The organism is Prevotella sp. AM23-5 (assembly GCF_003473645.1).
GTDB lineage: Bacteria > Bacteroidota > Bacteroidia > Bacteroidales > Bacteroidaceae > Prevotella > Prevotella copri_A.
In genome coordinates, this window is sequence record NZ_QUCG01000004.1 from 12,190 (window position 1) to 37,701 (window position 25,512).

The 25,512-nt window shown below is 45.3% G+C and carries 27 protein-coding genes and 2 pseudogenes; 17 read left to right on the forward strand and 12 right to left on the reverse strand.

From position 1 onward, the window contains the following. Positions 1-16: 16 nt before the first annotated feature. From DW657_RS01960 to DW657_RS01995, 7 genes and pseudogenes are all read left to right on the forward strand, one after another. Positions 17-148 (forward strand): annotated as a pseudogene (locus tag DW657_RS01960) (dTDP-4-dehydrorhamnose 3,5-epimerase); the annotation flags it as partial. Between the two features lie 453 nt (positions 149-601). Beyond that, a complete protein-coding gene (locus tag DW657_RS01965; RefSeq protein WP_118311220.1) occupies positions 602-820 on the forward strand; it encodes a hypothetical protein in 219 nt (72 codons plus the stop codon). Continuing rightward, positions 817-1,251 carry a putative toxin-antitoxin system toxin component, PIN family gene (locus tag DW657_RS01970; RefSeq protein ID WP_118311221.1) on the forward strand — a complete coding sequence of 145 codons (435 nt, stop codon included), beginning with the start codon at positions 817-819 and terminating at the stop codon, positions 1,249-1,251. The genes DW657_RS01965 and DW657_RS01970 overlap by 4 nt, the downstream gene beginning before the upstream one ends. Continuing rightward, positions 1,252-1,389: pseudogene (locus DW657_RS18270) on the forward strand (glycosyltransferase); the annotation flags it as partial. 503 nt (positions 1,390-1,892) lie between these two features. After that, on the forward strand, positions 1,893-2,111 hold the full coding sequence (locus DW657_RS01980) for a type II toxin-antitoxin system YafQ family toxin (RefSeq protein WP_233546591.1): 219 nt from the start codon (positions 1,893-1,895) through the stop codon (positions 2,109-2,111). Between the two features lie 699 nt (positions 2,112-2,810). Beyond that, positions 2,811-3,776, forward strand: coding sequence for a leucine-rich repeat domain-containing protein (locus tag DW657_RS01990; RefSeq protein ID WP_118311224.1), 966 nt, complete (start codon positions 2,811-2,813; stop codon positions 3,774-3,776). A gap of 29 nt (positions 3,777-3,805) precedes the next feature. Further along, a complete protein-coding gene (locus DW657_RS01995) occupies positions 3,806-4,789 on the forward strand; it encodes a hypothetical protein (RefSeq protein ID WP_147381870.1) in 984 nt (327 codons plus the stop codon). A 96-nt stretch (positions 4,790-4,885) separates the two neighbouring features. On the opposite strand, the gene DW657_RS02000 is transcribed toward DW657_RS01995, so the two are convergent. Beyond that, positions 4,886-5,152: a helix-turn-helix transcriptional regulator gene (locus tag DW657_RS02000; RefSeq protein WP_118153697.1), complete on the reverse strand. Its 267-nt coding sequence runs from the start codon at positions 5,150-5,152 to the stop codon at positions 4,886-4,888. A 442-nt stretch (positions 5,153-5,594) separates the two neighbouring features. Here DW657_RS02000 and DW657_RS02005 point away from each other — a divergent pair, with 442 nt between their 5' ends. The 3 genes from DW657_RS02005 to DW657_RS02015 all read left to right on the forward strand — a co-directional run bounded on the left by DW657_RS02005 (position 5,595) and on the right by DW657_RS02015 (position 6,754). Continuing rightward, entirely contained in the window at positions 5,595-5,810 is a 216-nt protein-coding gene (locus DW657_RS02005; protein ID WP_233544398.1) for a dephospho-CoA kinase, read from the forward strand. A 10-nt stretch (positions 5,811-5,820) separates the two neighbouring features. After that, positions 5,821-6,234: a putative toxin-antitoxin system toxin component, PIN family gene (locus tag DW657_RS02010; protein ID WP_118311227.1), complete on the forward strand. Its 414-nt coding sequence runs from the start codon at positions 5,821-5,823 to the stop codon at positions 6,232-6,234. A 136-nt stretch (positions 6,235-6,370) separates the two neighbouring features. Then, on the forward strand, positions 6,371-6,754 hold the full coding sequence (locus DW657_RS02015) for an MFS transporter (RefSeq protein ID WP_118311228.1): 384 nt from the start codon (positions 6,371-6,373) through the stop codon (positions 6,752-6,754). Between the two features lie 243 nt (positions 6,755-6,997). On the opposite strand, the gene DW657_RS02020 is transcribed toward DW657_RS02015, so the two are convergent. The 7 genes from DW657_RS02020 to pheS form a co-directional block, all read right to left on the reverse strand. Further along, positions 6,998-7,777, reverse strand: coding sequence for a HesA/MoeB/ThiF family protein (locus DW657_RS02020; protein WP_118311264.1), 780 nt, complete (start codon positions 7,775-7,777; stop codon positions 6,998-7,000). A 180-nt stretch (positions 7,778-7,957) separates the two neighbouring features. Beyond that, the gene (locus DW657_RS02025) at positions 7,958-8,383 is read right to left on the reverse strand and encodes a biotin/lipoyl-containing protein (RefSeq protein WP_022120280.1); all 426 of its coding nucleotides are present in this window, start codon (positions 8,381-8,383) and stop codon (positions 7,958-7,960) included. Positions 8,384-8,393: 10 nt separating this feature from the next. Continuing rightward, the gene (locus tag DW657_RS18115) at positions 8,394-8,543 is read right to left on the reverse strand and encodes a hypothetical protein (RefSeq protein WP_176425588.1); all 150 of its coding nucleotides are present in this window, start codon (positions 8,541-8,543) and stop codon (positions 8,394-8,396) included. A gap of 24 nt (positions 8,544-8,567) precedes the next feature. After that, positions 8,568-10,133, reverse strand: coding sequence for an acyl-CoA carboxylase subunit beta (locus tag DW657_RS02030; protein ID WP_118311229.1), 1,566 nt, complete (start codon positions 10,131-10,133; stop codon positions 8,568-8,570). Between the two features lie 240 nt (positions 10,134-10,373). Further along, positions 10,374-12,791, reverse strand: a complete 2,418-nt coding sequence (locus tag DW657_RS02035; protein ID WP_118311230.1) for a carboxypeptidase-like regulatory domain-containing protein — start codon at positions 12,789-12,791, stop codon at positions 10,374-10,376. A gap of 142 nt (positions 12,792-12,933) precedes the next feature. Beyond that, entirely contained in the window at positions 12,934-13,485 is a 552-nt protein-coding gene (locus tag DW657_RS02040; protein WP_089544575.1) for a DUF3332 domain-containing protein, read from the reverse strand. A gap of 19 nt (positions 13,486-13,504) precedes the next feature. Further along, a complete protein-coding gene (gene pheS / locus DW657_RS02045; RefSeq protein ID WP_089544574.1) occupies positions 13,505-14,545 on the reverse strand; it encodes a phenylalanine--tRNA ligase subunit alpha in 1,041 nt (346 codons plus the stop codon). A gap of 181 nt (positions 14,546-14,726) precedes the next feature. Between pheS and DW657_RS02050 the strand changes: the two genes are divergently transcribed. The 3 genes from DW657_RS02050 to DW657_RS02060 are packed head-to-tail and all read left to right on the forward strand — an operon-like array spanning position 14,727 to position 17,513. Then, on the forward strand, positions 14,727-15,584 hold the full coding sequence (locus DW657_RS02050; protein ID WP_118311231.1) for a DUF4348 domain-containing protein: 858 nt from the start codon (positions 14,727-14,729) through the stop codon (positions 15,582-15,584). 34 nt (positions 15,585-15,618) lie between these two features. Beyond that, the gene (murB, locus tag DW657_RS02055; protein WP_118311232.1) at positions 15,619-16,674 is read left to right on the forward strand and encodes a UDP-N-acetylmuramate dehydrogenase; all 1,056 of its coding nucleotides are present in this window, start codon (positions 15,619-15,621) and stop codon (positions 16,672-16,674) included. A gap of 59 nt (positions 16,675-16,733) precedes the next feature. Next, positions 16,734-17,513 (forward strand): MBL fold metallo-hydrolase, encoded by a 780-nt coding sequence (locus DW657_RS02060; RefSeq protein ID WP_118311233.1) that lies wholly within the window; start codon positions 16,734-16,736, stop codon positions 17,511-17,513. 288 nt (positions 17,514-17,801) lie between these two features. Here DW657_RS02060 and DW657_RS02065 read toward each other — a convergent pair whose 3' ends face one another. The 3 genes from DW657_RS02065 to DW657_RS02075 all read right to left on the reverse strand — a co-directional run bounded on the left by DW657_RS02065 (position 17,802) and on the right by DW657_RS02075 (position 18,739). Then, complete coding sequence (locus DW657_RS02065; RefSeq protein WP_367379341.1) at positions 17,802-18,101, reverse strand: hypothetical protein; 300 nt, start codon at positions 18,099-18,101, stop codon at positions 17,802-17,804. 9 nt (positions 18,102-18,110) lie between these two features. After that, positions 18,111-18,461: a phage holin family protein gene (locus DW657_RS02070; protein WP_118311234.1), complete on the reverse strand. Its 351-nt coding sequence runs from the start codon at positions 18,459-18,461 to the stop codon at positions 18,111-18,113. 65 nt (positions 18,462-18,526) lie between these two features. Then, complete coding sequence (locus DW657_RS02075) at positions 18,527-18,739, reverse strand: YtxH domain-containing protein (RefSeq protein WP_089544569.1); 213 nt, start codon at positions 18,737-18,739, stop codon at positions 18,527-18,529. Positions 18,740-19,120: 381 nt separating this feature from the next. Between DW657_RS02075 and DW657_RS02080 the strand changes: the two genes are divergently transcribed. The 4 genes from DW657_RS02080 to DW657_RS02095 are packed head-to-tail and all read left to right on the forward strand — an operon-like array spanning position 19,121 to position 22,573. Next, positions 19,121-19,603: an SPOR domain-containing protein gene (locus DW657_RS02080; RefSeq protein ID WP_117661645.1), complete on the forward strand. Its 483-nt coding sequence runs from the start codon at positions 19,121-19,123 to the stop codon at positions 19,601-19,603. Positions 19,604-19,644: 41 nt separating this feature from the next. Then, positions 19,645-20,058, forward strand: coding sequence for a Holliday junction resolvase RuvX (gene ruvX / locus DW657_RS02085; RefSeq protein WP_117661646.1), 414 nt, complete (start codon positions 19,645-19,647; stop codon positions 20,056-20,058). Next, positions 20,055-20,615 (forward strand): peptide deformylase, encoded by a 561-nt coding sequence (gene def / locus DW657_RS02090; RefSeq protein WP_118311235.1) that lies wholly within the window; start codon positions 20,055-20,057, stop codon positions 20,613-20,615. The genes ruvX and def overlap by 4 nt, the downstream gene beginning before the upstream one ends. Continuing rightward, positions 20,612-22,573: a tetratricopeptide repeat protein gene (locus DW657_RS02095; RefSeq protein ID WP_118311236.1), complete on the forward strand. Its 1,962-nt coding sequence runs from the start codon at positions 20,612-20,614 to the stop codon at positions 22,571-22,573. Before def ends, DW657_RS02095 begins: the two co-directional genes overlap by 4 nt. A gap of 123 nt (positions 22,574-22,696) precedes the next feature. Here DW657_RS02095 and DW657_RS02100 read toward each other — a convergent pair whose 3' ends face one another. After that, positions 22,697-24,916, reverse strand: coding sequence for a bifunctional (p)ppGpp synthetase/guanosine-3',5'-bis(diphosphate) 3'-pyrophosphohydrolase (locus DW657_RS02100; protein ID WP_118311237.1), 2,220 nt, complete (start codon positions 24,914-24,916; stop codon positions 22,697-22,699). Positions 24,917-25,512 lie beyond the last annotated feature (596 nt).

Here is a 25,512-nt window from a genome sequence, read left to right on the forward strand (position 1 = left end):
ATGTGGCGGTGGAACTGACGGGGGTATCTCGATATTGGATGAATCACTCGGGATTGATTGGCGCATTCCTACGGAACATGCTAATCTTTCGGAGAAGGATACGAAACATGAGGTGCTGAAGGACTTTCAAAGTCCTTTTGAATACTAAAAGGATTTTGATTTCTAAAATCATCTAATCTTTTTTTCTAAAATCATCCCGTCCTTCTTTGTTGATAAAGCGAGCTGCACTCGGCAATTTGAAAGCAGCTTTCAATGCACTCATTGGCATCGCTTTTTCCCATTAAAAAAGGCTTTTTCGAAAACTACCCGTCCTTCCTTACCGTTAAGGAAGGCTCCACCTCTCATCTCGGTCTTCTCCCCTCAGGGAAGAAGAGGGAAACCGCCCTACTCGGTGCTCGGAACCGCTACGCTATAAGGTTGGCGGGGCATCAAAGCCCTGCGCCAGGTTTATGCGGGCTGGGACCGCCTGGAAATAGCAGTTTATAGTTTACAGTTTTTGTAGTAATTTGCTGATGAGTTGCAGATTTCTTTCGATTTTCTTGGTGGTTTCGAGAAAAAAGAGTAATTTTGGCGGCAAAGTTGAACGTTTAATTGAAAAAGGATGGAACAGACAGTTTTTAACCCTGCTCAGATGAAGATTCTGCAGATGATGTCTTATATCAAGACTCCACAGGAATTGGATAATCTTGAAAATGTTCTCTCTCAATACTTTGCAAAGAAGGTTGATGAGGGGATTGATGAGTTGTGCGATAATGGCAGTATTACTCTAGATACCATAGAGAGCTGGGGAAATGAACATTTACGCACTTCTTGCAAATGAGAAAGATAGTTCTTGATACTAATTGCTTATTGATGAGCCTTCCAAGGATAAGTCCTTATCGTAAGATTTGGGATGATTTCTTGAAAGGTAAATTGACTTTGTGTGTCACAAATGAAATTATTGAGGAATATTTAGAAATTATAGAGCAGAAGACTAATGCAAATATTGCTAGTAATGTTGTGTCTGTGATTCTAAGTCAAAAGAATGTGGAATTTGTTACACCATATTATAAGTTGCATCTCATTCAAGCTGATGAGGACGACAACAAATTTGTTGATTGTGCTTTTACTGCTGGTGCAAGTTGTATTGTAAGTAATGATGCTCACTTTAAAATTCTCAAAGAGGTGAAATTTCCTAGAATTTATGTTGTAAACATAAAAGACTTCGTAGAATTATTATTACGGAATCAAGGAAATGATCATCTTAATTAGTGGACGTACTCTCTTTGGAATGAGTTGAACATCCATTGTCACGTAGGTACCATCGATGCTGTCTTCGACTTCTTCGTGTGGAGAAGATATATTATTGGTAATACCTTATTCCTCTGGAATATGGTGAAAGAGGCGTAGGGGTTCGAAAACCTACCCGTCCTTCTTTACCATTAAAGAAGGAATTTTTTCTACCTCTCCGTCTCTCCTGCAAGGAGAGCTCCACCTTTCTCACCAAGCCTCTCTTCCCTCAGGGACGAGAGGATGTAACCGCCCTCCGGTGCTCAGAACCGCTGCGCTTTATGGTTGGCGGGGCATCAAAGCCCTGCGCCAGATTGTGCGGGCTGGGACCGCCTGGGGATGGGCTGGCGCTTTGCGATTGTTTGTCGGCTGGCGCATTGCGTAATTTGCTGATAGCTTGCAGATTTTCGGCTTTTTTCTTGGTGGTTTCGAGAAAAAAGCGTAATTTTGACGGCAGAATATTAATCATCTAAAATAAAAGGTTATGCCAACATTAACTATACAAGTGGAGGACAAAAGTGTTATGGCTGGGATAGAGGAAGCTATGGATGATATTCGCCATGGTAGAGTGACAGAGTATGAAAGTGCTGATGACATGTTTGAAAAGTTGGGAATGTAGTATTATGCCAGATTGGCTGTTGATATGGAAACAATATAATGATGAGCTGGTTTTAGTGATGACTAATACTGGTTCTCATAATGATGTCTTCTTAAAAACAAGTGAAAATGGCATGGAAAGTGCCGCAATTCATTCAAGCGAAGTTTTCGAAAACCTACCTTCAATAGTCTTTTCGACCCCTTCGGTTCCCCTTCTAGGGGACAGAAACCTTCCTTACCCTTAAGGAAGACTCCACCTTTCTCACCAAGCCTCTCTTTCCTCAGGAACGAGAGGATGTAACCGCCCTCCGGTGCTCAGAACCGCTACGTTCTAAGGTTGGCGGACCAAAGCTGTCTGCGCCAGGTTGTGCGGGCTGGGACCGCCTTGCTAAAGGTGGAGACCGCTTGTGTTGGTCTTACTACGGCTTGTTATAATGGAATTATGTAATACTGATTTTTTCCATCTGTTATTAAGGACGAGGCGTTTGGATTGGTCATGACTGAAGCTATTGTGGTACTCCTGCTGTCACCTTTACTGTTCCTGGGTATCGCTGAATGGCGAGACTGGCAGAAAGAGTGTGAAAGAACTCTTCATCGTGCCAAAAATGCTAGAGAAAATGGAGGAGTGCTATGTCGAGATAAAAGAAAACAAATGAGGTCGTTCAAATCGAACGACCTCAGAATGCTGTATGTGTTCTTTTGTATGACAGAACACAAATTCGCTAGCGAAAAACGTGGGATGCCGAAGCTGCGATGAATTAAAGGGATTCTAAGCAAGCCGTTGAAGTTCTTCTTCCCCGTCTATTAGAGGTTCCTCCTCTACGCTTAGACTCCATTCAAGATATTAATCAGATTGACCTCCCGCAGGAGTGCACTCTGAACATCACTTATTTTAAGTCGCTACCCCCATAGTCCGACTATGGGTGCAAAGATACATAAATATTATGGAATATCCAATAAAAATTAAAGGAAAAACGATAAAGCAAGTTACAAAACTTAATTTATCCCATAAAAATCTAAAGACAATACCTGATAATGTATATCAGTATGCAAATCTAGAAAAGCTCGATTTGAGTTACAATAGGATAGAGGTGATTCCTCAAGAAATATTGAAACTCAAAAAACTTCGAACCTTAGATTTGGCTTTTAATAATTTAAAGGTATTACAAGGCGCCTTATTTAAACTGCCAAAGTTGAAGATTTTGAATCTGCATGGTAACCAAATCAAGCATTTACCCAAGCAAATACTTGACTCGAAGATTACTACACTCATTCTTAGTAAGAATAAAATAGAACATCTTGATGAAAGTTTGATAAGCGGTATCACAAAATTGGATGTTGTAGATAATCCTGTGTCGTATGTTGATGAACTGGTAATTGAGGATGATAAGAAGGTTGTAATACCCTCTATGCAACTTCTAAAGAATGAAACTGAAAATAAAAAGATTATTATGCATAAAGATAAGAAGAAAATATTTATCAGCTATTCTCATGCTGATGAAATATTCCACAATAGATTGATGACTCATTTGAGTGTGCTGAAAAAGTATATAGGAGGTTTTGAAGAATGGTCTGACAAGAAAATTCATGCTGGACAACACTGGAAAGAAGAGATAAAAAAGGCATTGGATGATGCTAACATTGCAATACTTTTGGTATCTACAGACTTTCTTGCTTCTGATTTTATTGAAAACAATGAACTTCCACCGATTTTAAGGAAGGCTGAAGCTGAGAATACTAATGTGTTGTGTTTATTGGTAGAACCGAGTTTCTTTTTAAAATCAGAATTGTCAGCATTCCAAGCAGTAAATAAGCCTGAGGAAACTTTGGCGGAAATGGAAAAACCTGCACAAGAAAGAGTATTTCTTAAATTGATGGATGAAATTCAGAGAATAATAGAGGTCGAATAGTTAGGTCTTGACATTAAAACTATATGATAATGGGAGCGCATAAAAAATATGATTTAGAAAGCATTAAGCAAGAAAGATGGTTCTATATTATCCATAGGAATCAATGCACTTTATGTGGAAAAGAATTTAGCAATGGGGAGGAAACTTTTATTGGGCATTTAGATGATGGTGCATTAGCTTATACTTGTAAAGGCTGTAGTTCGAAAATGAAAGATGCAAGATTTTATTCTAACAGAAGATTTTGCTGCAAAATTCCAGAACCATCAGCAAAGTTATGGCGATATATGGATTTAGCTAAGTTCCTGTCTTTATTGGATGAAAGTTCTTTGTATTTTACCCGTATAGATCATTTTAATGACTCTTATGAAGGTGCCTTGGGAGTTGCTACCAATGAAGATGCTTGGATTAAAATGGAAATGCAGCGAAGAGCACCATTCGTTAATTTGAAAGAATTTGACGATGGGAGCAATGACGAAGAAAAAGCCAAATATGAATTTGATAGATATAGAAGAACAATTAGAAAGTGGCGCTTAAATAACTACATAAGTTGTTGGCATCAGTCAGATGTCGAGTCTGAAGCTATGTGGCAATTGTATTCTAGGGATACTAAACAAGGAATTGCTATTCAGACTACGTTTGAGCGTCTTTATCAGGCACTACCGGTTACAGCAAATTGCGAATTCGGTATGGTAAATTATATTGATTATAGCGAATATAATAATGGAACATCAGGGAAATACTTTCATATGTTTGATGCTCCTTGGTATAAAAGATTATCTTTTGCTCACGAGAAAGAATTTAGAGTGATTTCGGAATCTCCCGATTTCAATATGTTGACGGATGCACATGACTTGCTTATACCTGTGGATTTGAATCTGCTAATTGATAATATTTACTTTTCACCAAAGGCAGACAAATGGTTTGTAAAATTAGTCTCGAATATCATTAAGAAAAAATATGGCCTATATTGTCCAATGCTTCAGTCTAATTTAAACAGAGCATCCTTTTATTAGCAGTAAGTAAAAACAGGCTTGAGCATGCTAAGGTTCTGAATTTGGAGGATACCGATGAAAGGTTATTGCAGATTCTATAAATAAAGCATAGCTCAATCAATGAGCTATGCTGATGAGTTTACTTCCCAAAGCTGTTTCTATACGAGCAATAGTTTGAGTAGTGAAGTTATGTCTGCCTGTTAGCCATTTGGAGATTTCTGAGTCTCGCTTGTTGAGCAAGCGGGCGAAATCCTTTTGGGTGAGACCCTTGGCTTTCAGAATCTCACTAATGCGCTCGGCAATACCGAAAGACAAATCGAACTCTGCCTTTTGCTCGGCAGGTATTGCAGCGAGGCAATCACGGAATAATTTGTTCTGTATCATAACGCTTAAATTTCAAAGGTTGCACTTTCTATGTCTGTTATCATATTATCGACAGCGAGAGAAGACGGCAAGGCTTCGGGAGTGGAGTTGCCTCAAGTAATAGGTAACCTCCACTGGCATTAGCTGGTGGAGGGCTAAACTTCGTATTCTTGTCTCAAAATTAGAAAAATGATGCCGCCGTGCAAAGGTACAACATTTTTTTGAGATATGCAATACGGCGTTGAGCGGATACTTACAAAGGTCTCGCCAGATTGTGCGGGATGGGACCGTCGGGGAATAGCAGGCTATTGTTTACAGTTAATAGTTTATTGTTTACAGATTTTTGTGGTAATTTGTTGATGAGTTGCAGATTTCTTTCGATTTTCTTGGTGGTTTCGAGGAAAAAGTGTACTTTTGCGGTTAGATATTAATAAAATGAATTATTATGGCACAGGTAGCAACAATGAATCAAGCTCAATTGCAAATCCTCGATATGCTGTCATTTATCAAGACTCCTGAGGCTTTGCGAGATTTGAATAAGGTAATCTCCGATTATTTTGTTCAGATGGCTGATGCTGAATTAGATAGGATGTGGAATGAAGGAACCCTGAATGAAGAACGTATCGAGAGTTTCCGGCATCTCCATGAACGTACTCCATACAATAAACCAAAATTATAATCTTTAGGTGATGAATATTGTATTGGATACAAATAGTTTGATTATGTCAATCGCCCCAAGAAGTCCGTATCGTAAGGTGTGGAATGCTTTTCTTAGGGGCGATTATAACCTTTGTGTGTCCAATGAAATAATAGAGGAGTATTCAGAGGTTTTATCTCGTAATATATCCCCTCAAGTTTCTGAGGCCATAGTTTATGCTATATTGACTAGACCCAATGTAATTCGCAAAGATCCTCATTATACTTTTGCTTTAATTGAGGCAGATAAAGATGACAATAAGTTTGTAGATTGTGCCATTGCTGCAAATGCAAAGTGTATTGTTACAGAAGACAAGCACTTTAAGGTCCTGGAAAATATTCCTTTTCCTAAAGTGGAAGTTATAGGTATAGAGGATTTTAAATGTTATTTGGATAAGTGGATATAGGTTTATGTACTGGTTTTGGTATATCACCATTACAGCGTAAGGTTTAAACATATTAAGTAGTTACCTTTGCATCCGAATTCTTAAAAAGGTTATCAGGCACTGGTAGTAAAGGACAGTCTTAAATTTGCAGAGAATCATGACGAAGCCATCTATCTTCAGATACGAAGGGCATAACTATCTGGTGCCCTTCCTCATCATCAGTAGCCTCTTCTTCATGTGGGGCTTTGCCCATGGCATCCTGGAGGTGCTGAATCCGCATTTCCAGGAGTCGTTCCATATCAGCAAGACGATGTCGGCCTTGACGCAGGCTGCTGTCTATGGTGCCTACTTTCTGATGGCGCTGCCTGCCGGATGGATTATCCGGAAGTGGGGCTACAGGAGGGGAGTGATAACAGGACTGGTTCTCTTCGGTATCGGTGCTCTGATGTTCATACCGGGAAGCAGGATCAACAGTTTCTACTTCTTCGTTCTGTCGCTGTTTGTGATAGGATGCGGACTGACCTGTCTGGAAATTTGCTGATAACATATTAAAAAAGAAATGATTATGGAAGGAATGTACATTGTTTTAGGTGGGGTAGGTATCATTGCATGTTGCCTATACCTGTGGTCTGCTTTTACGAAAAGTGGGAGAAAATGGGTTGAAAATCTATAGGTAAATTTTAGGCAGTAACGGAATCCGAAAGGATGCGTTACTGCCTAATTTGTTTTTATCAAGTTGTGCGTGTTTACCCGATGCTTTATTCTATCTCAAATCACACGCAGCCTACTCATAGTCGATGAGATGATCGATGGTAGGGTGGTCGCCGCAGATTTCGCAGGATGCACGCTTCTTTAGCTTGATGGTGCGGAAGTTCATCGTCTTGGCATCGAAGGTGAGCAATCGGTCGGTGAGCAGTTCGCCCACACCGAGGAAGTACTTCAACGCCTCGGCAGCCTGGATGGTTCCGAGCATACCAGCGATGGCACCCAGGACTCCTGCCTGGCTACTGGTAGGAACAGCGCCTGCTGGAGGTGGCTCCTTGAAGAAACAACGGTAACAAGCCGTGCCTGGAAGATGGGTGAAGGTCTGCCCCTGGAATCTCAGGATGCCGCCATGCGAGAATGCCTTGCCCAGTCGCACACAGGCATCATTGATGAGGAACTTCGCCGGGAAGTTGTCGGTGCAATCAATGACGAAATCCCATGGCTTGATGATTTCCTCGGCATTGTCTGAGGCGAGGAAGGTATGGTAGGTTGTTACCTCCACATCAGGATTGATGGCAATCATCTTCTCCTTGGCGCTTTCCACCTTAGGGGTGTTCAAGTCCTTGGTCTGGTGAATGACCTGTCGTTGCAGGTTGCTGAGGTCAACCACATCGGCATCCACGATACCGATATGTCCCACGCCAGCCGCAGCGAGGTAGAGGGCAACTGGGGAACCCAAGCCTCCGGCACCAATGATGAGCACCTTGGCATTGAGGAGCTTTTCCTGTCCCTCGAGGCCTACATCCTGAAGGAGGATGTGGCGGCTGTATCTTTTTATCTGTTCTTCTGTTAAATCTATCATTTTATTGTACTTTATGTCTTTTTTCTTTGGAAAAAAATACTTTGTATAGCAGTTTATGCTCATACAGCAGTATAGAAAAAGGTCGCAAACTATCGTAGCTTGCGACCTTTGATATTCTTTATAAATTTCCGAATCATAAATTCCCGAATCAGGAAGTATAATTCTCGAATTCTCAAATTACTCGATAACCACGAGAGCATCCTCTTCGAGTACAGCCTGACCAGGCTTTACGCAGATAGCTGTAACCTTGCCATCCTTCTCAGCCTCGATGTTGTTCTGCATCTTCATAGCCTCGAGAACGACAACAGTATCGCCAGCCTTTACTTCCTGACCAACAGCAACCTCGATGCTGGTGATAGTACCAGGGAGAGGAGCCTTTACAGCGTTGGCTGTATTTACGTTGGCAGCTGGAGTAGCCTCAGCATCATCAGATGCAGCTGCAGGCTGACCGAGCACTACCTTCTTCTTCTCTGGTTCAGCTTCCTGTTCCATCTCAACCTTGTAAGCTTCGCCATTTACGTTCACGCTTGCGATGTTACCCTCAACAGCGTCAATCTGAACCTTGTATTCTTTTCCGTCAATTGTATATTTAAACTCTTTCATTTCTTTATCTTTATGGTTTGGCTGTTAAACTCAAGAACTTGGCGTTCCACATCGTCTGACGTGGCTTGATCGTAATGATGCCAGGCTCCTTGTCGTGTACGTTATTGCCCTGGTACTCATAGAGTGCCATGGCAATCGCAGCATAAATATTCTTATCCATTTATTCTAATGTTTAATTATATCATTACATTGGCATGCAGCCATGCTTCTTAGCTGGCAAGCTCTGGCGCTTGGTTGCGAGCTGAGCCAAACCACGGCAGATGCGGAAACGGGTATTGCGTGGCTCGATGACATCATCGATGTAGCCATACTGAGCAGCCTGATATGGATTAGCGAACTTGTCGGTGTATTCCTGCTCCTTCTCAGCCAGGAATGCCTTTACATCCTCGCCAGCTTCCTTCTTAGCCTTAGCTTCCTTACCGCAGAGAACGGCAACGGCACCGCTGGCACCCATTACGGCAATCTCTGAAGATGGCCAAGCGAAGTTCAAGTCTGCACGCAACTGCTTGCAACCCATCACGATGTGGCTACCACCATAGCTCTTACGCAATGTGATAGTGATCTTTGGCACGGTAGCCTCGCCGTAAGCGTAGAGCAACTGTGCACCGTGGAGGATGACAGCGTTGTACTCCTGACCTGTACCTGGCAAGAATCCTGGTACGTCAACGAGAGATACGATAGGAATGTTGAATGCATCGCAGAAACGAACGAAGCGGGCTGCCTTGCGGCTAGCGTTTACATCGAGTACACCAGCGTAAGCTGAAGGCTGGTTGGCTACGATACCTACGCTCTGACCATTGAAGCGGGCGAAACCGGTGATGATGTTCTTGGCGAACTTAGGCTGAACCTCGAAGAACTCTCCGTTATCAGTTACAGCGCCAATCACCTTATACATATCGTATGCCTGGTTAGGATCCTCAGGGATAATCTCGTTCAGAGTATCGTCCATACGGTCGATAGGGTCTGTGCACTCTACGCGTGGAGCCTCTTCTGTATTGTTGCTTGGGATGTAAGAGAGCAGGCTCTTGATCATCTCGATAGCCTCTTCCTCTGTCTTGGCAGCGAAGTGGGTAACACCACTCTTGGTTGCGTGGACAGATGCACCACCGAGGTGCTCTGCATCGATGTCCTCACCAGTTACGGTCTTGACAACCTTAGGACCGGTCAGGAACATATAAGAAGTCTGCTCCTTCATGATGATGAAGTCGGTCAAGGCTGGAGAGTAAACGGCACCACCAGCGCAAGGGCCCATAATAGCAGAGATCTGTGGGATGACACCAGAAGCGAGGATGTTGCGCTCGAAAATCTCACCATAACCAGCGAGGGCGCAGATACCTTCCTGGATACGGGCACCACCTGAGTCGTTCATACAGATAACAGGTGCACCCATAGTCATTGCCATATCCATTACCTTGCAGATCTTCTGTGCCATAGTCTCAGAGAGTGAACCACCATTTACGGTGAAGTCCTGAGCATATACGTAAACCAGGCGGCCGGCTATTGTAGCACTACCCGCTACCACACCATCACCGAGGTACTGCTTCTTCTCCATACCGAAGTTGGTGCAACGGTGCAGCTTAAACATGTCGTACTCCTCGAAACTGCCAGCATCTACCAACATTTCGATACGCTCACGAGCTGTATATTTGCCACGTGCATGCTGCTTCTCGATGGCCTTCTCACCACCGCCAAGACGAGCCTGTTCGCGCTTAGCGATCAGCTCCTTAATCTTTTCTACTTGTTTGCTCATAATTAATTATTATGTATAATTTCTTTTTTCGTTTATCGTGATTTGAGATGATGGATATGAACCATCATCGCATAAATCGGGCACAAAGATACGAAAAAAACCGCAGATAGCGAACTATCTACGGTTAAATATTTAGAATAATGTGAAAAATCACCATTTTTGAGTGCTAAAACTCCTCGCTTTTAACTCCTTACTCTCTGCTTTTAACTCTTTAACTCTCCGCTTTTAACTTCTGACTTATCAGAATTCCATCAACACTCTTGCATTGAGCTGTCTGCCGGTGAGATAATTAGGCACGGCATACTGCTGATTTGTGACATCCGTTACCCAATAGTAGCTGTTTACATTGTCAATGCCGAAGAGATTGAGGCAATCTATGCCCACTGTAACATTCTTGAGGAATGTTCTGTGCTCATGATGGCGGTTGTCCAGTAACTGATAGCTCATTCCGATATCTGCTCGGCGATAGGCGGTGGCACGGAAACTGTTGGTTTCCAATTCTCTATGAGGTGCAGCGAATGGAAGTCCATCGGCAAAGGCAAGCTTGAGAGATAGGAGCCACTTCCTGCTGCCTGGGAAGTAATCGGTGAAGAAGAGGTTCACTGCATACCGCTGGTCGGTAGGAAGCGGGATGCTCTTGCCGTTGAGTTTCATCCTGGTATCCATCAGCGACAGGCTGAGCCAGGAATCCGTGCCGGGCACAAACTCGCCATAGAGCTTGAAGTCGAGACCTGCTGCATGACCGCTGCATTCGTTCTGTCCGTAATAAACTACCTTTACATTGCTGACAGAGTAGGGCACCAGATTGCTCAATGCCTTATAGTAGGCTTCTGCCGAGAACTTGTATCTCTGTTCATTCACCTTGAACCGGTAGTCGTAACCGGCAATGAAGTGGATGCTTCGCTGACTCTTGATCTTCCGGTTGAGCGAGGCGATGGTTACTCCATTGATGCTTGAGGTATCTCTCAGCTCCTTGAAGAAAGGTGCCTGATAATAAAGTCCTGCAGCGAAACGGAGCGTCGTGTTCTCATGGTTTGCCGGAATGATAGCGAGGGAGACGCGTGGGCTCAGGATGGTTTCCCGGTTGAAGTTCCAATGACTCAGACGAAGACCATAGTTCAATGTATAGCGTGTTTGCCTGATATCGCCAGACTGGGTAGAATCTCCTCCGCTAGTGAAGCGGTAAGTGTCTTGAACATAGGCTTCTATACGGTTGGCATTCAACTCGTTTCTAGCCTTCATGGAATAGTACATATAGAGGTCTTTTCCGGTGTGAGGAATGCTGTATCCGGCAGAATCTCTCATCTCGTATTCTACGGAATTTTCTTTGATGTGCTCCCGTTTCAGCGTGACTGCAGTCTCCAAATCATGCTTCTTCACCTTATGTTTCAGCATCAGCTTGGCACTCATCACACGAGCCGTGAGATAGTTGCGAGCATGCTCGAAGTAAGTTCCTACACCTAGGTTTTCGGAGGTCTCGGTCTGGTCGAGCCAATACTGTCCCTGGATATCGTATTTTTCCTGTTCCCTGGTGTAGAAGGCACTGCCCAGGAGCGAGATGCTGGTGTTGGAGGTGATGTTGCGGGTGATGCCCAGTGTGCCGAAATAGGTGAGGAAGCGATCCTTCTCCTGACCATCGAAATATACTCTAAAGTTCTTGACGTTTTCCATTGTTCCGAAGGCGGTTTCACGGTCGGATGGTTCGAAATTGTAATGGTTATCAGAGATGTTTCCGATGAAATCAATCTTCCAGCGCTTGTTGGGCTGATAGCTCAGATAGGTTTGGTAGTCGAGATAGTTCGGCTTGTATTCTCCCTTGGTTTCCATCGAACCGAGCAGATAGGCTGTAGTCTTGTATCTCACACTGTTGAGCCAGGACAGCTTCCGGGTTCCCAATCCTATGTAGGCATCTGCTCCGAGCAGGCTGGCAGCAACGCTTCCTTCTACAATCGGGCTCTTTCCTTTCGACCTTAAGGTCTTGTAGGTGATGTCGAGTGCAGAACTCATCTTGTCTCCGTATTTGGCTGCATATCCACCCGTAGAGAATCCGATTTTATCTACCATATAGGGATTGATGATGGAGAGACCTTCCTGTTGACCGCTCCGGACGAGATAAGGACGATAAACCTCCACATTATTTATATATACGGAGTTCTCGTCGAAAGCACCGCCACGCACATTGTATTGTGATGAAAGTTCGTTGTGGGTGCTTACGCCGGCTTGCTGCTGGATGATGCCTTCTACGGCATTGCTGTTGGCAGAAGGGGCCAGTCTGGCATCCTTGAGCTTGATTTCCTGCGTCTGGTCGGTCTGGATCTTTTCTCCCGTTACATTCACTTCTCCCAGCATGGCAGCATCGGTATGGAGGACGACTTGCAGGTTTTGCTTGCCTCGAGGTTTTCTCAGCACTCTAACCTTGCTCTTGTATCCTATCATGGAGAACTTGACCATCACGCTGTCGGCAGAATGAAGGCGCATGCTGAACTCTCCCTTCAGCGAGGTAAAGGCTACCTTTCCCTGGCTTGCCACGGATACGGTGGCAAGCTCTATAGGATGGCTGTCTTCATCAGTCACCCTGCCGTGCAGTGTAAATTCCTGTGCCATCATCTTCAGGGTGGCAATCAGGCATATCGTGAGTATGAATAATCTTTGTTTCATACATTATCTAACGCAGAAACACCTTATTTATTATAATAATGAAGTAGAATAATGGAATGGATAAAAATAAAAAAGGTGAGTCATCAAAAAAATGACTCACCTTTTTCATATAGAGTAGGGTAGTATTTTACTTGTTGCAAGCTTACTTGTTGCAAGCAAAATACAAACCGTCGTTAACAGCCATACGGAGCTGGTAAAGACCAATCTCGTTCTGCTCTACGTTCATCTTCTGTCCGTTAGGCAGGCAAGCCTGGATGCTGCCATCCTCGTTGAAGCTGAAGAGCTCGCGGATGTCACCATCCTTGCTGTAAGACCAGCTCTTGTTCTTCTTGTCGAACACGAAGTAAGACTTCTCGCCAGCAGGGTCGGTAATCTCGTAGCCATTCTTCAGAGTCTTGATGGCATACAATCTGCCATCCTTGCCAGTAACTTTCTGAGTCTTGCCAACGTTGGCTATCACTTTGTCGCCAGTCCAGAACTCGATAGTGTTGAGTACAAGCAAGTCAGCTGCTGAGCAGACTGCATAAGCAGGGCTGATGACAATGAAAATCAACTCGTTGATGAACTTGTTGTCAGTTGCACGCTTGTTCCAGTTGAGCACATTGTTAGTCAAGCTGAAAGAGCCGATGCAAGAACTTAAGCACATTGAACCCAATGCGAGCGCAATGATGGTGTTAACTGTAATTTTTTTCATATTGATTCTTGTTAATGAATTACTTTGCTGATTCGAATTCACGCAGGAAGCGGGTATCGTTCTCAGAGAAGAGACGAAGGTCGCTCACACGATACTTCAGGTTGGTGATACGTTCCACGCCCATACCGAATGCATAACCGGTATATACGTTGCTGTCGATACCACAAGCCTCGAGGTCGTGAGGGTCAACCATACCGCAACCCAGGATTTCAACCCATCCTGTATGCTTGCAGAAGTTACATCCCTTGCCACCGCAGATGTTGCAGGAGATATCCATCTCTGCGCTAGGTTCTGTGAATGGGAAGTAGCTAGGGCGCAGGCGGATCTTGGTATCTGCACCGAACATCTCGCGAGCGAAGGTGAGGAGCACCTGCTTGAGGTCGGTGAAGCTTACGTTCTTATCTACATAGAGACCTTCTACCTGGTGGAAGAAGCAGTGAGCACGTGCGCTGATAGCCTCGTTGCGATATACTCGTCCTGGGCACAATACGCGGATAGGTGGCTCGTGGGTCTCCATATAGTGAGCCTCGTCGTTAGAGGTATGGCTACGGAGAAGTACATTCTTGGTAACATCGTCGGAGTCGGTCTTCTCGATGAAGAATGTATCCTGCATGTCGCGGGCTGGATGATCGGCAGCGAAGTTCAGCATGGTGAATACGTGCTTGTCGTCATCTACCTCTGGACCCTGGTAGAGAGTGAATCCCATGCGGCCGAAGATGTCGATGATCTGATTCTTCACCACGGTCAATGGATGGCGGGTTCCGAGCGCTACAGGATAAGCTGTACGGGTCAGGTCGATGTCATCGCTTGAAGACTCTGCCTCCTCCATCTGTTCTTTCAGACCATTGATTTTCTCAAGGGCTGCGTTCTTTAATTCGTTGATCTTGATACCAACCTCTTTTTTCTGGTCGCCTGGCACATTGCGGAAGTCGGCCATAAGGGCATTGATTTCACCCTTCTTGCTGAGATACTTGATGCGAAGCTGCTCTACCTCCTCTGCGTTCTGGGCAGTGAGAGCGTTGACTTCTTTCAAGAGTTCTTCGATTTTCTCTAATAACATATCTTATTATTTGTCTGTTTACAAAATTGAAGTTTAAGCGATTTGTTCGCCATAAATGGCTCGCAAAAGTCACTATTTCATCTATTTTGAGTGCAAAGATAACATTTTTTGCTTAAAATATGAAATATCTCAAAAGAAAGTTGTACTTTTGCATAGAAAATTTGAGAAATTTTATAAGTTTATGAAGAAACTCTCTTTGATAACAGTTATGTTGGCGGTGCTTACCATCGTTTGCTTCACCTCTGTAGGATGCACAGACAAGAAGCCGGTACCTGCCGTTGATTCGACAGCGGCTGATACTGCCGTAGCCGACACACAAGCTATGGACTCAACTGAGAAATTGATAGAGGAGACTCCGATGCCGAAGGCTGCAGACGAGTTGTTTGATGATTTTCTGTTCAATTTTGCAGCCAGTCGCAAACTTCAGATGGAACGCATCCATTTCCCTCTGGCAGTATATCGTAATGATAAATTAAAGAAGCACATCGTGAAGCGACATTGGAAGATGGAACATTTCTTCATGCGTCAGGATTACTACACGCTTATTTTCGATAACCATAAGCAGATGAACCTGATGAAGGATACCACCATCGATCATGTGGTGATAGAGAAAGTATTCTATAGTAGAAAAGTAGTTCAGCAGTTCCTTTTCAACCGCATCAACGGTCAGTGGATGATGACCAGCATCAATTACAAGCCGATGTATCAGAATATGAATTCCAGCTTCCTGAAGTTCTATGGATCCTTTGCCACGGATACGGCTTTCCAGTCTCGCCATCTGCATAATCCGGTGAAGTTTACCGGTCCAGATCCTGATGATGATTTCAGTACGATGACGGGCGAGATTGAGCCTGAGACCTGGCCTGCTTTTGCTCCGCAGTTGCCTCATGGCATGATATATAATATCATCTATGGACAGAAATATACGGAGAGCAGCCAGAAAATCTTTGTGATTCGCGGTATTGCCAATGGAATGGAAACCCGTCTTACCTTCAAGAGAATCGGGGGTAGGTGGCAGCTGATGAAGCTGGAGATGTAGTTTTTTTAGTTCACTGTTAATAATTTGACCAGATATGAAGGATATCCGAGACTATAGCCTGTTGGCTCACAATACGTTTGGAATTGATGCCAAGTGCAAGCGATTCCTGGAATACTCATCGGTAGAAGAGGCACAGCAGATTGTGGCTGGGCTTACGGCTGCCGATCAGCCGCTGCTCATCCTGGGCGGAGGCAGTAATCTCCTGCTTACAGGCGATTATCAGGGCACGGTGCTCCATTCTGCCATCAAGGGCATTGAGGTGCTTGAGAATGGCAACTTGGCTGCTGCAGAACATGATGATGCCCTGCTGAATCCTGATTGGGTGTTCCTGAACTGTGGTAGCGGCGAGGTTTTTGATGATGTGGTTGCCTATGCGGTTGAGCATGACTTCTATGGTGCTGAGAATCTGAGCATTATTCCGGGCGAAGTTGGAGCGAGTGCTATCCAGAATATCGGTGCCTACGGAGTAGAGGCAAAGGATATTATATATAAGGTGGAGGCTGTGGAGATTGCTACCGGCAAGTTGGTAGTTTTCGATAACAAGGATTGCCAGTACAGCTATCGCCAGAGCAAGTTCAAGCATGAGTGGAGAGACAAGTATCTCGTTACCCATGTCATCTATCGTCTGAAGAAGACTTATGCCCCAGACCTGGACTATGGTAACATCCGTGCATCTCTGGCGACTAAGAATATCGAACATCCTACAGCGCAGCAGCTTCGTGATGTCATCATCGAAATCCGCAATGCCAAGTTGCCTGATCCTAAGGTGCAGGGCAATGCGGGCAGCTTCTTCATGAATCCTATCGTAGAGAAGGCGAAGTATGATGCTTTGGCAGCCCTGTATCCGGGTATGCCTCATTATACCATCGACGGGGAGCATGAGAAGATTCCTGCAGGATGGATGATCGATCAGTGCGGATGGAAGGGCAAGAGCCTGGGACGTGCCGGTGTGCATGACAAGCAGGCATTGGTGCTTGTGAATCGTGGCGGTGCTACGGGTGAGGAGATCGTCAATCTCTGTGAGACCATCAGGAAAGATGTGAAGCAGAAGTTTGGCATTGATATCCATCCGGAAGTGAATGTAAAGTGAAAAGTGTAGAACGAAGAGTGAAGAATTCGTTTATTTTTCAGAGAAAGATTTGAATATCAATGAAGATAACATTATTGGGAACAGGAACATCTAGCGGTGTTCCTGTTTTAGGTTGTGATTGTGAGGTGTGCTGCAGCAAGGATCCACGGGATAACCGTTTGCGCTGTGCGGCGATGATTGAGACTGAGCGTACCCGTATTCTGATAGATGCAGGACCGGATATCCGTCAGCAGCTCCTGCGGGTTCCTTTCCGCAAGCTGGATGGTGTGCTGATTACGCATATCCATTACGACCATGTGGGTGGTATCGATGATCTGCGTGGTTTCTGTGTTTATGGTGATATCAATATCTATGGCGATGAAATCACCACAGAGACATTGCCGCATACGATGCCTTACTGCTTCCCTAAGGACGCGGAGAAGCTCTATCCGGGTGCTCCCAAGTTGAAGCTGCATACCATCGTACCCCATCATTCCTATCAGATTGGAGATATCGGGTTTATGCCTATCCGGGTGATGCACGATCAACTGCCTATTCTGGGATACCGTTTCGGAAAGTTTGCCTACATCACGGATATGAAGTCGATGAGTGATGAAGAGTATGCTTACCTGGATGGCGTAGATACCTTGGTGATCAATGCGCTGCGCTTCGATAAACCTCATCATAGTCATCAATTGGTGGATGATGCCATCCGTGTGGCGCGCAGGATAGGAGCGAAGCAGACCTACCTTACTCACGTTACTCATCAGATAGGATTGCATGATGCCGCCAATGCCCAGCTTCCTGCTGGTTTTTGCTTTGCCTACGATGGTCTGGAGCTGGAAATTGACGAAGAATAAGTCTTAATGAAATTGAAAGAAATAAAAAAGCACAACATATAAGATTAAAGAATCTTAAGAAAAGGCATTTTTTTTAGAAAAAGCTTGTGAGGTTCACAGATTCTTTCTACATTTGCATGTGTGTTTTTCATAGTATTAGATTTAAGGTTAACAAGGTATTGGGTCACGGCGGTGACCCTTTTTTGTTTTTATACCCTGTTAAAGACACAAAAAATGCGGTCTTTTGCAAGGCCGCATTTCTTATGATGGTTTTCATTCTTATCTTTCTCTTGAGATAGAAGGATTCTCTTATTTCTTTTTCTTGAATTTCCGGTAGAGCTTCCACGCCAGCAGAGCTCCATCGAAAGCTCCCATACCAATAGACATCATACTTTGCAGTCTCTTGCCTCTGCTTGCGTCTTTCTTGAAGGCGTCTGGCTTGGTGAAGAGAGAGTTCCACAAGGTCTTGATCTTCTTGTCGTCTGCCTCTATGCTTTTGCGAAGTGCTTCCTTGCGCAGTCTGATGTCGTTGAGGCTGTTATACTGTGGGCAACTGTTGTCGTCGTCCAGGTACCTGTTGTCATTGTTTGGCTCATTTGTCATCATCATGCTCTTTATTTATTTTTGCATAAGCAGACTGGCTAAGAATTTCACGAGTGGTTTTTCAATCCATTGATGTCGGAAAAGGATGAAGAGAACCAGTATCAATAAGTATGCTCCCGCCACGATGCAGAATGCAGGTGCCAAGCCTACGTAATCAGCCATGGCGAATGCGGCAGCAAACGAAAGATATATCAGAGCCAAGGCGAGGAGAGCCAGCAGCAGCGATCCGATGATCAGTGCAGCGAGCAGTCTTACCACCTTGTCAGCTGCATCGAGTTTCATATACTCAGATCTGAGCCCGATGTAATGCTTGAGCACCTCTACGAGTTGCCCGATGGTTTCTACATTCTTATCGCTCGAAAACATTCTTATCGCTTATTCAAGTAATAATATGTTGTACTTGTCGAAATCTCAGGGTAGTTGGGTGGGGCTTAAACCTCAGGAGCAACATCCTTGATATCGTCAACCAGGTCGTCAACGTCCTTGCGTGTCAACTTGATGTCGTGCTTCTTGCAGAAATCTTCTACAGCTCCAGCAATCTTGCTGCGAGTATCCTCACCCTTCTCAGGAGCAAAAATCATACCGAGTGCTGTACCAGCGATAGCGCCACCGAGGAATGCGCCAATGTAACCTAATGCCTTCATAATCTAAAAGTTTTAAATGTTATACAATATATTGATGTTAATTGTGTGATGGCGATGGCATTTTGGAGTTTTTGCGTCCAGATGCACTTATTTCGCTTATCAATTGCAAATATACGAATTATTCTTCAAAAAACAAGCTTTTAAGTCTTAATTTTTCGTTAAAAGTGTTGTATTACCTTGTGTTTAACAATCTTTATGCTGAAAACGTTTCTTTCTTTGGGATATATTTTGTATTTTCGCAGAATAAAAGCGTAAGGCTATGTATTGCCCCTATATATAATAAGGTGTAGGCTGAACTCAAGTTGGGACGTCACCTATATATAATAAGGTGAAGCAATATAAAATATTTAAGTAAACACAAATACAATTTTAGAAAAGATTATGAAGAAATTATCAGTTTTGAGTTTAGGATTGTGTGCTGTTCTGGCACTCGCAAGTTGTGGTACATCTAAGGAAAGTGCCTACAAGAAGGCATACGAGAAGGCACAGCAGCAGGAGGCTCAGCAGGAACCAGCTGTTCAGGAACCAGTAGTTACTCCATTGGAAACAACAACTCCTACAGAGAGCACAACTACAGAAGTTGATAATGCTACTGTTCGCCAGGAGAATGTAGATCTCATCTCAGGTTCTGGTCTGCAGAACTTTAGCGTAGTAGTAGGTTCTTTCTCTCTGAAGGCTAATGCTGAGGGATTGGCTAGCACTCTGAAGAGCGCTGGTTATGATTCTCAGATCGTTTACAACAGTGCACGTAACATGTATCGTGTCGTTGCTTCAACATTCGTAGATAAGGCTGGTGCAGTGAAAAGCCGCAACGAGCTCCGCGCTGGCAAGTATCCAGATGCTTGGTTGCTTTTGAAGAAGTAATTTTCACGTTTCACATAGAAGATTAGAAATTTCGTAACTGAATGCGAATTTTATCTATAGACTACGGTAAGAAACGTACCGGACTGGCAGTTACCGACCCATTGCAGATCATTGCTAATGGGTTGGCAACTGTTGCTACGCCCGAACTTTTCGAATTCTGCGAAGCCTATATCCAGAAGGAGCAGGTGGAGCGCATCGTCATCGGTAAGCCCACCCAGCCCAATGGGCAGCCTAGCGAGAACCTGGCGCGTGTGGAGAATTTCTTCAACCGTTGGCGCAAGGCTCATCCCGAGGTGCCTATCGAGTACTACGATGAGCGCTTTACGTCGGTTTTGGCGCATCGTGCCATGATAGACGGCGGCGTGAAGAAGAAGACGAGAAGAGAAAACAAGGGATTGGTAGATGAGATAAGCGCTACCATCATATTACAAGACTTTATGCAATCAAGAAGATGATTTTACCAATTTATATTTATGGTCAGCCAGTATTGAGAAAAGTGGCTGAAGATATCACCCCCGATTATCCTGAGTTGAAGGAATTAATCAATAATATGTACGAGACTCTCGATTCGAGCAATGGCATCGGTCTAGCTGCGCCTCAGATAGGCTTGGCTATCCGCCTGGTAGTCATTGACCTTGATGTGCTCAGCGATGACCTCCCTGAGTATAAGGGATTCCGTCATGCCTTCATCAATCCTCATATCCTGGAGTATGATGAGGAGGCTGAGAAGGATACTTCTGATGAGGGATGTCTCTCTATTCCTGGCATCAATGAGAAGGTGGTTCGTCCTACCCGCATCCATGTGAAGTATATGGATGAGCAGTTCCAGGAGCATGATGAGTGGGTGAGCGGCTACTTGGCTCGCGTGATGCAGCATGAGTTCGATCACCTGGAGGGCACGATGTTCGTTGACCGCGTGTCTCCTCTCCGTAAGAACATGATAGCTGGCAAGCTCAAGAACATTATCAAGGGTAAGTTCCGCTGCAGCTATCGTACCAAGATTCGTCGATGAAAAAGTTTATTTTCACTTTTGTGCTGGTGCTGGCTACTTTGTCAGCATCGGCGCAATATAGAGTTGACCGCCTCGTTACGGCGGGAAGAAGTGCGCTCTTCTACGAGGACTTCGTTCTTTCTATCAAGTATTTTAATCTAGCCATCGGTGCCAAGCCTTATCTCTATGAGCCTTGGTATTACCGCAGTGTGGCCAAGTTTAATCTCGATGACTATATGGGTGCCGAGAGTGATGCCTCCGAGGCTATCAACCTCAATCCGTATATCAACGATATCTACGACTTGCGTGCCATCTGCCGCATCCGTCAGCAGCGTTATGATGATGCCATTGCCGACTATAATTCTGCCATCCGACTGGAACCTCGCAACCGCAACTACTGGTTCAACCGTGCGCTCTGCCAGATGGAGGCGAAGAACTACGACAAGGCGCAGCTGGAACTTGATACGGTCATCACCAAGTGGAAGGATTATTCAAATGCCTACTCCCTGAAGGCTGAGGTGTATCTGCATCAGAAGGATACGGTGCAGGCTGAGAAATGGCTCGACCAGAGCCTGAAGCTGAATCCATACGATGGTGATGCCTGGATTACACGTGCCTATATGGCGCTTGCCCGGAAGGAATGGAAGGTGGCGGATGAGGCGCTCACCAAATCGCTTCACTTCAAACCGAACAATGTAAACAGTTACATCAACCGGGCATTGGCTCGTATCAACATCAACAATTTACGAGGTGCGATGAGCGACTATGATGCCGCTATCGACCTGGATCCGCACAACTTCCTCGCTCACTACAACCGTGGATTGATGCGTGTGCAGTTGGGTGATGACAACCGTGCCATCACCGATTTCGACTTCGTCATCAAGATGGAGCCGAAGAACTTCATGGCGATATTCAACCGTGCGCTTTTGCATGACAAGACGGGAAACCTGAAGGCGGCTATCCGCGATTATACTACGGTAATCAATCAGTTTCCTAATTTCTGGACGGGTCTTTCCGCCCGTGCTCATTGCTATCGCCGACTGGGTATGACGGCGAAGGCTGAGCTGGATGAGTTCCGCATCTTCAAGGCACAGATGAACAAGCATCTCGGTATCCAGCCTCGCTGGAGTGCGAAGACCAAGAAGGAGATGCGCAAGCGTTCGGAGATAGACCCAAACAAGTTCGCTTCCATTGTGGTGGATGATGAGCCGAAGTATGAGCATAACTACAAGAGCGAGTATCGTGGAAGAATCCAGAACCGCCAGGTAGAGACTGCCTATCTGCCGATGTTCCAGCTCTCTTACTTCCCTAACACTCAGAATGTGAGTGGGGTACAGGCTTTCGACAAGGATGTGGAGGCGCTGAACCAGAAGATGAAGGACAAGGTTTATATCGTATGTTCCAAGGAGCAGTTGGATGAGAACGGGTCTATGAAGATCTTCTCTCTCATCGATAAGCTTTCGGCAGAACTGAGTGTGGCGAAGGATATTGAGCAGAAGAAGGCGATATTGATGCGTCGTGCCATCGCTCATAGCGTATTGCGCGATTTCGAGGCAGCCATCAGCGACTTCACCTATTATCTCTCGCTGGATGATAAGAATGCGCTGGCTTACTGGCAGCGTGCCGTCTGTCAGGCTGAGATGGATGAGTTCAACAAGGCTCAGGGCAAGGGAGTGGTGAATATCCATTCTGCCGAGGCTGATTTCAGCGATGCCATCCGCATGAACAGCAGCAATGCCTATATCTATTATAACAGAGGTAATCTGCATGCCGGAAGAAACGAGCTTTCCAAGGCGATAGATGATTATACCATTGCGCTGAAGATAGACAACCGTCTGGCTGAGGCGTATTATAATAGAGGTATCGCACGTGCCAAGAGTGGCAACAAGCAGGCTGGTATCCAGGATCTCTCGAAGGCTGGAGAGCTGGGCTTGTATGATGCCTACTCGGTAATCAAGCGATTGAATAAGACGAAATAAGTGCTTGAACAAGATGAAATAATAATAAAAAAATCCCGCAGAGCAAAATTCTGCGGGATTTTTTTGTAACATTGATTTTTATGCTTTCCAATACGGTTGGTTTTATTTTTTCTTTAAACCAATTTATATTCTCGTAACCTGCTTTACGCCCTTTACGGCGCTCAGTTTCTTGATGAGTGCATCCGTCTTGCCGGCATCATCGATCATCACGGTTACATTGCCCGAGAACAGGCCGTCCTTGGATGAGATGTTGATGCCTCTCATCACGAGCTTATCCTCTTTCGAGATGATGTTGGTAATGTTGCTCACGATGCCGATATCATCATTTCCGATGATTCTCAGGGTGATGGCATACTTCGATGTACCCTTTCCGCTCCATTTCGCCTTCACGATGCGGTAACCGAAACGGCGGCGCAGCTCCTTGGCGTTAGGACAGTCGATGCGGTGAATCTTGATGCCCTTGCTGATGGTTACGAATCCGAAGATAGGGTCGCCGTAGATAGGGTGGCAGCAGTGGGAGAGCTCGAAGTCGATGCCCTTCAGGTGCTCGTCAATCACCAGTACGTCGTCGCTCTGCTTCAGCAGTTCCTCGGTAGGATTCTCGAACTCGAAGTTCTCTGCACTTTCGGCAGGCTTGTTGGTGTTGCTGAGGTTGAGATCGTGGTCACGCTCTTCGATGTATTTCTCCACCACGGTGTTCACGTCGAGTTTCTCTTCTGCCACATCCTTGTAGAAATCAGAGTTCTCCTTGTATCCCATCTTCTTGATGATGCGCGCCATGGTGCTCTCGTCAATCTCTATCTTGCGGTTCTTGAATCGGCGCTCCAGCAGTTCCTTGGCATAGAGTCCGTCCTTCTTCTGCGTTTCCTTCAGGGCGAGTCGGATCTTTGCCTTTGCCTTGGATGTCTGCACGATGTTGAGCCATTCTCTTCTAGGCTTCTGGTTGCTCTGGGTGAGGATTTCCACCTGGTCGCCCGAGTGCAGTTCCTGTCGGAAGGTCACCGCCTTGCCGTTGATTTTTCCGCCCACGCAGGTGTTGCCGATGCGCGAGTGGATGTAGTAGGCGAAGTCGAGCACCGTGGCACCTTTCGGGAAGTTCAGCAGGTCGCCCTTAGGGGTGAACACATAAACCTCGTCTTCCTTCAGGTCGGTGGTAAACTGGTCCATCAGCTGCAGGTCGTCGTTGTTTTCCAGAGCGGCACGGATGTTGGCAAGCCATTCGTCGATGCCTCCTTCTCCCTGTTTGATGCCCTTGTAGCGCCAGTGTGCAGCCAGTCCGTGTTCGGCGATATCGTCCATTCTTTCGGTTCTGATCTGGACTTCTACCCATTTCTTCTCCGGTCCCAGTACGGTGGTGTGCAGACTCTCGTATCCGTTGCTCTTAGGCACGCTGAGCCAGTCGCGCATACGCTTTGGGTTCGGCTGATACATATCTGTAATCAGGGCGAAGGTCTGCCAGCACAGCATGTATTCCTTCTCTCTTGGTGCGTCGATGATGATACGGATGGCGAAAAGGTCATATACACCCTCGAAGGCGCACTTCTGCTTTTTCATCTTCTGCCAGATGGAGTGGATGCTCTTGGTGCGTCCCTTCATGTGATATTTCAGTCCGGCAGCATCGAGTTTCTCCTTGATAGGCTGGATGAATCGGGCGATATAGGCATCGCGCGAAGCCTTGGTGGCATTCAGCTTCTCCTTGATCATATAGTAGGCATCGTGCTCCAGATACTTCAGACTCAGGTCTTCCAGCTCGCTCTTCAGTTTGTAGAGACCCAGCTTGTGGGCGAGTGGGGCATAGAGGTAGCTGGCTTCCTCGCTCACCTCGTGCTTTGCCTCCTTCTGTTCGGTATCACGTATCTGTCGCATCACGTTCACGCGGTCGGCAATCATGATGAGGATTACGCGCATGTCTTCTGAGAAGGAGATGAGCAGGTTGCGGAAGTTCTCGCTCTCGATGATCGGGTTGCGCTTGTAGAGATCGTGAATGCGGAGAAGTCCGCTGATGATATGCGCCACGCTGTCGCCGTATTTCTTCTGGATGTCTTCGATGGTCTGATAGCCGTCGATGACGCTGGTCTGCATCAGGATAGCGATGATGCCGTCTCTTTTCAGACCGATTTCGTTCACTGCGATTTCTGCTGTCTGCAGGGCTGCGAGTATAGGGTTCATGCCGAAGACGTTGCGCTTGATCTGGTGGTTGATGAAGGCATGCTGTATGTCTTCACGCAGATGCTGCTCATCGCCCGGCTTGAATGTGTCGCCCACGGCGGTTCTCAGGCGCTCCAGTATCTGGAGTGTCTGTTCCTTTTCTTCGGATGTGAATTTAAAAGGTGTTTCGTTCATTGTCGTTCCCTCCCGTTGATTATATTTTATTGAGTTTTATAACTCGTCTATCCATTTCTGGCCTGATTTGGTGTTGAGCCAAATGGCGAAGCTAGCGCTAATTACGGCACTCAGCCCCATAAATATAGTTATTAACTCCATAATAACTTATTTTATAAATTATCTATCCACTTCTGACCTGATTTTGTGTTAAGCCAGATGGCGAAGCAGGTTCCTATCAAGGCTCCTAGCCCCATAAATATAGTATATAGTTCCATATTGTTTCTTATTTATCGTTATACTTCATAACTCTGTTTGCACTATACGCAAATACAAAAGCTGCTATAGCTCCAAGTACAAGGCAGAGTATATTATTTACTCCCATCTCGTCTCCGGTAATCATAGGAGATAATCCGCCTATACCGGTTCCGCTGATGAACAAGTTAGATACCCCATAGAGGTAATGTGATAGCCCCGACCTTCGGTCGTGCTCCTTTGATAATTTACTAACCATGTCGCAATATTCCATTTTAAATTTGACAAACAATGGCGTTTCAGCGTTAAAAAACGCGTACTTCGTTAAATTTTCAATGCAAAGGTACAAAAAAAAGCGGAAA

What these genes read in the sequence shown, in the direction of transcription:
- DW657_RS02025 (WP_022120280.1), bottom strand. Translation starts at nt 8,383, where the DNA reads ATGAAAGAGTTTAAATATACAATTGACGGAAAAGAATACAAGGTTCAG.
- pheS (WP_089544574.1), bottom strand. Translation starts at nt 14,545, where the DNA reads ATGTTATTAGAGAAAATCGAAGAACTCTTGAAAGAAGTCAACGCTCTC.
- ruvX (WP_117661646.1), top strand. Translation starts at nt 19,645, where the DNA reads ATGCGAATTTTATCTATAGACTACGGTAAGAAACGTACCGGACTGGCA.
- DW657_RS02010 (WP_118311227.1), top strand. Translation starts at nt 5,821, where the DNA reads ATGAATATTGTATTGGATACAAATAGTTTGATTATGTCAATCGCCCCA.
- DW657_RS02050 (WP_118311231.1), top strand. Translation starts at nt 14,727, where the DNA reads ATGAAGAAACTCTCTTTGATAACAGTTATGTTGGCGGTGCTTACCATC.
- DW657_RS02095 (WP_118311236.1), top strand. Translation starts at nt 20,612, where the DNA reads ATGAAAAAGTTTATTTTCACTTTTGTGCTGGTGCTGGCTACTTTGTCA.
- DW657_RS02015 (WP_118311228.1), top strand. Translation starts at nt 6,371, where the DNA reads ATGACGAAGCCATCTATCTTCAGATACGAAGGGCATAACTATCTGGTG.
- DW657_RS01995 (WP_147381870.1), top strand. Translation starts at nt 3,806, where the DNA reads ATGGGAGCGCATAAAAAATATGATTTAGAAAGCATTAAGCAAGAAAGA.
- DW657_RS02060 (WP_118311233.1), top strand. Translation starts at nt 16,734, where the DNA reads ATGAAGATAACATTATTGGGAACAGGAACATCTAGCGGTGTTCCTGTT.
- DW657_RS02000 (WP_118153697.1), bottom strand. Translation starts at nt 5,152, where the DNA reads ATGATACAGAACAAATTATTCCGTGATTGCCTCGCTGCAATACCTGCC.
- DW657_RS01970 (WP_118311221.1), top strand. Translation starts at nt 817, where the DNA reads ATGAGAAAGATAGTTCTTGATACTAATTGCTTATTGATGAGCCTTCCA.
- DW657_RS02040 (WP_089544575.1), bottom strand. Translation starts at nt 13,485, where the DNA reads ATGAAAAAAATTACAGTTAACACCATCATTGCGCTCGCATTGGGTTCA.
- DW657_RS02070 (WP_118311234.1), bottom strand. Translation starts at nt 18,461, where the DNA reads ATGTTTTCGAGCGATAAGAATGTAGAAACCATCGGGCAACTCGTAGAG.
- DW657_RS01990 (WP_118311224.1), top strand. Translation starts at nt 2,811, where the DNA reads ATGGAATATCCAATAAAAATTAAAGGAAAAACGATAAAGCAAGTTACA.
- DW657_RS01980 (WP_233546591.1), top strand. Translation starts at nt 1,893, where the DNA reads ATGCCAGATTGGCTGTTGATATGGAAACAATATAATGATGAGCTGGTT.
- DW657_RS01965 (WP_118311220.1), top strand. Translation starts at nt 602, where the DNA reads ATGGAACAGACAGTTTTTAACCCTGCTCAGATGAAGATTCTGCAGATG.
- DW657_RS02065 (WP_367379341.1), bottom strand. Translation starts at nt 18,101, where the DNA reads ATGATGATGACAAATGAGCCAAACAATGACAACAGGTACCTGGACGAC.
- DW657_RS02100 (WP_118311237.1), bottom strand. Translation starts at nt 24,916, where the DNA reads ATGAACGAAACACCTTTTAAATTCACATCCGAAGAAAAGGAACAGACA.
- DW657_RS02005 (WP_233544398.1), top strand. Translation starts at nt 5,595, where the DNA reads ATGAATCAAGCTCAATTGCAAATCCTCGATATGCTGTCATTTATCAAG.
- DW657_RS02035 (WP_118311230.1), bottom strand. Translation starts at nt 12,791, where the DNA reads ATGAAACAAAGATTATTCATACTCACGATATGCCTGATTGCCACCCTG.
- DW657_RS18115 (WP_176425588.1), bottom strand. Translation starts at nt 8,543, where the DNA reads ATGGATAAGAATATTTATGCTGCGATTGCCATGGCACTCTATGAGTAC.
- DW657_RS02030 (WP_118311229.1), bottom strand. Translation starts at nt 10,133, where the DNA reads ATGAGCAAACAAGTAGAAAAGATTAAGGAGCTGATCGCTAAGCGCGAA.
- def (WP_118311235.1), top strand. Translation starts at nt 20,055, where the DNA reads ATGATTTTACCAATTTATATTTATGGTCAGCCAGTATTGAGAAAAGTG.
- DW657_RS02080 (WP_117661645.1), top strand. Translation starts at nt 19,121, where the DNA reads ATGAAGAAATTATCAGTTTTGAGTTTAGGATTGTGTGCTGTTCTGGCA.
- DW657_RS02075 (WP_089544569.1), bottom strand. Translation starts at nt 18,739, where the DNA reads ATGAAGGCATTAGGTTACATTGGCGCATTCCTCGGTGGCGCTATCGCT.
- murB (WP_118311232.1), top strand. Translation starts at nt 15,619, where the DNA reads ATGAAGGATATCCGAGACTATAGCCTGTTGGCTCACAATACGTTTGGA.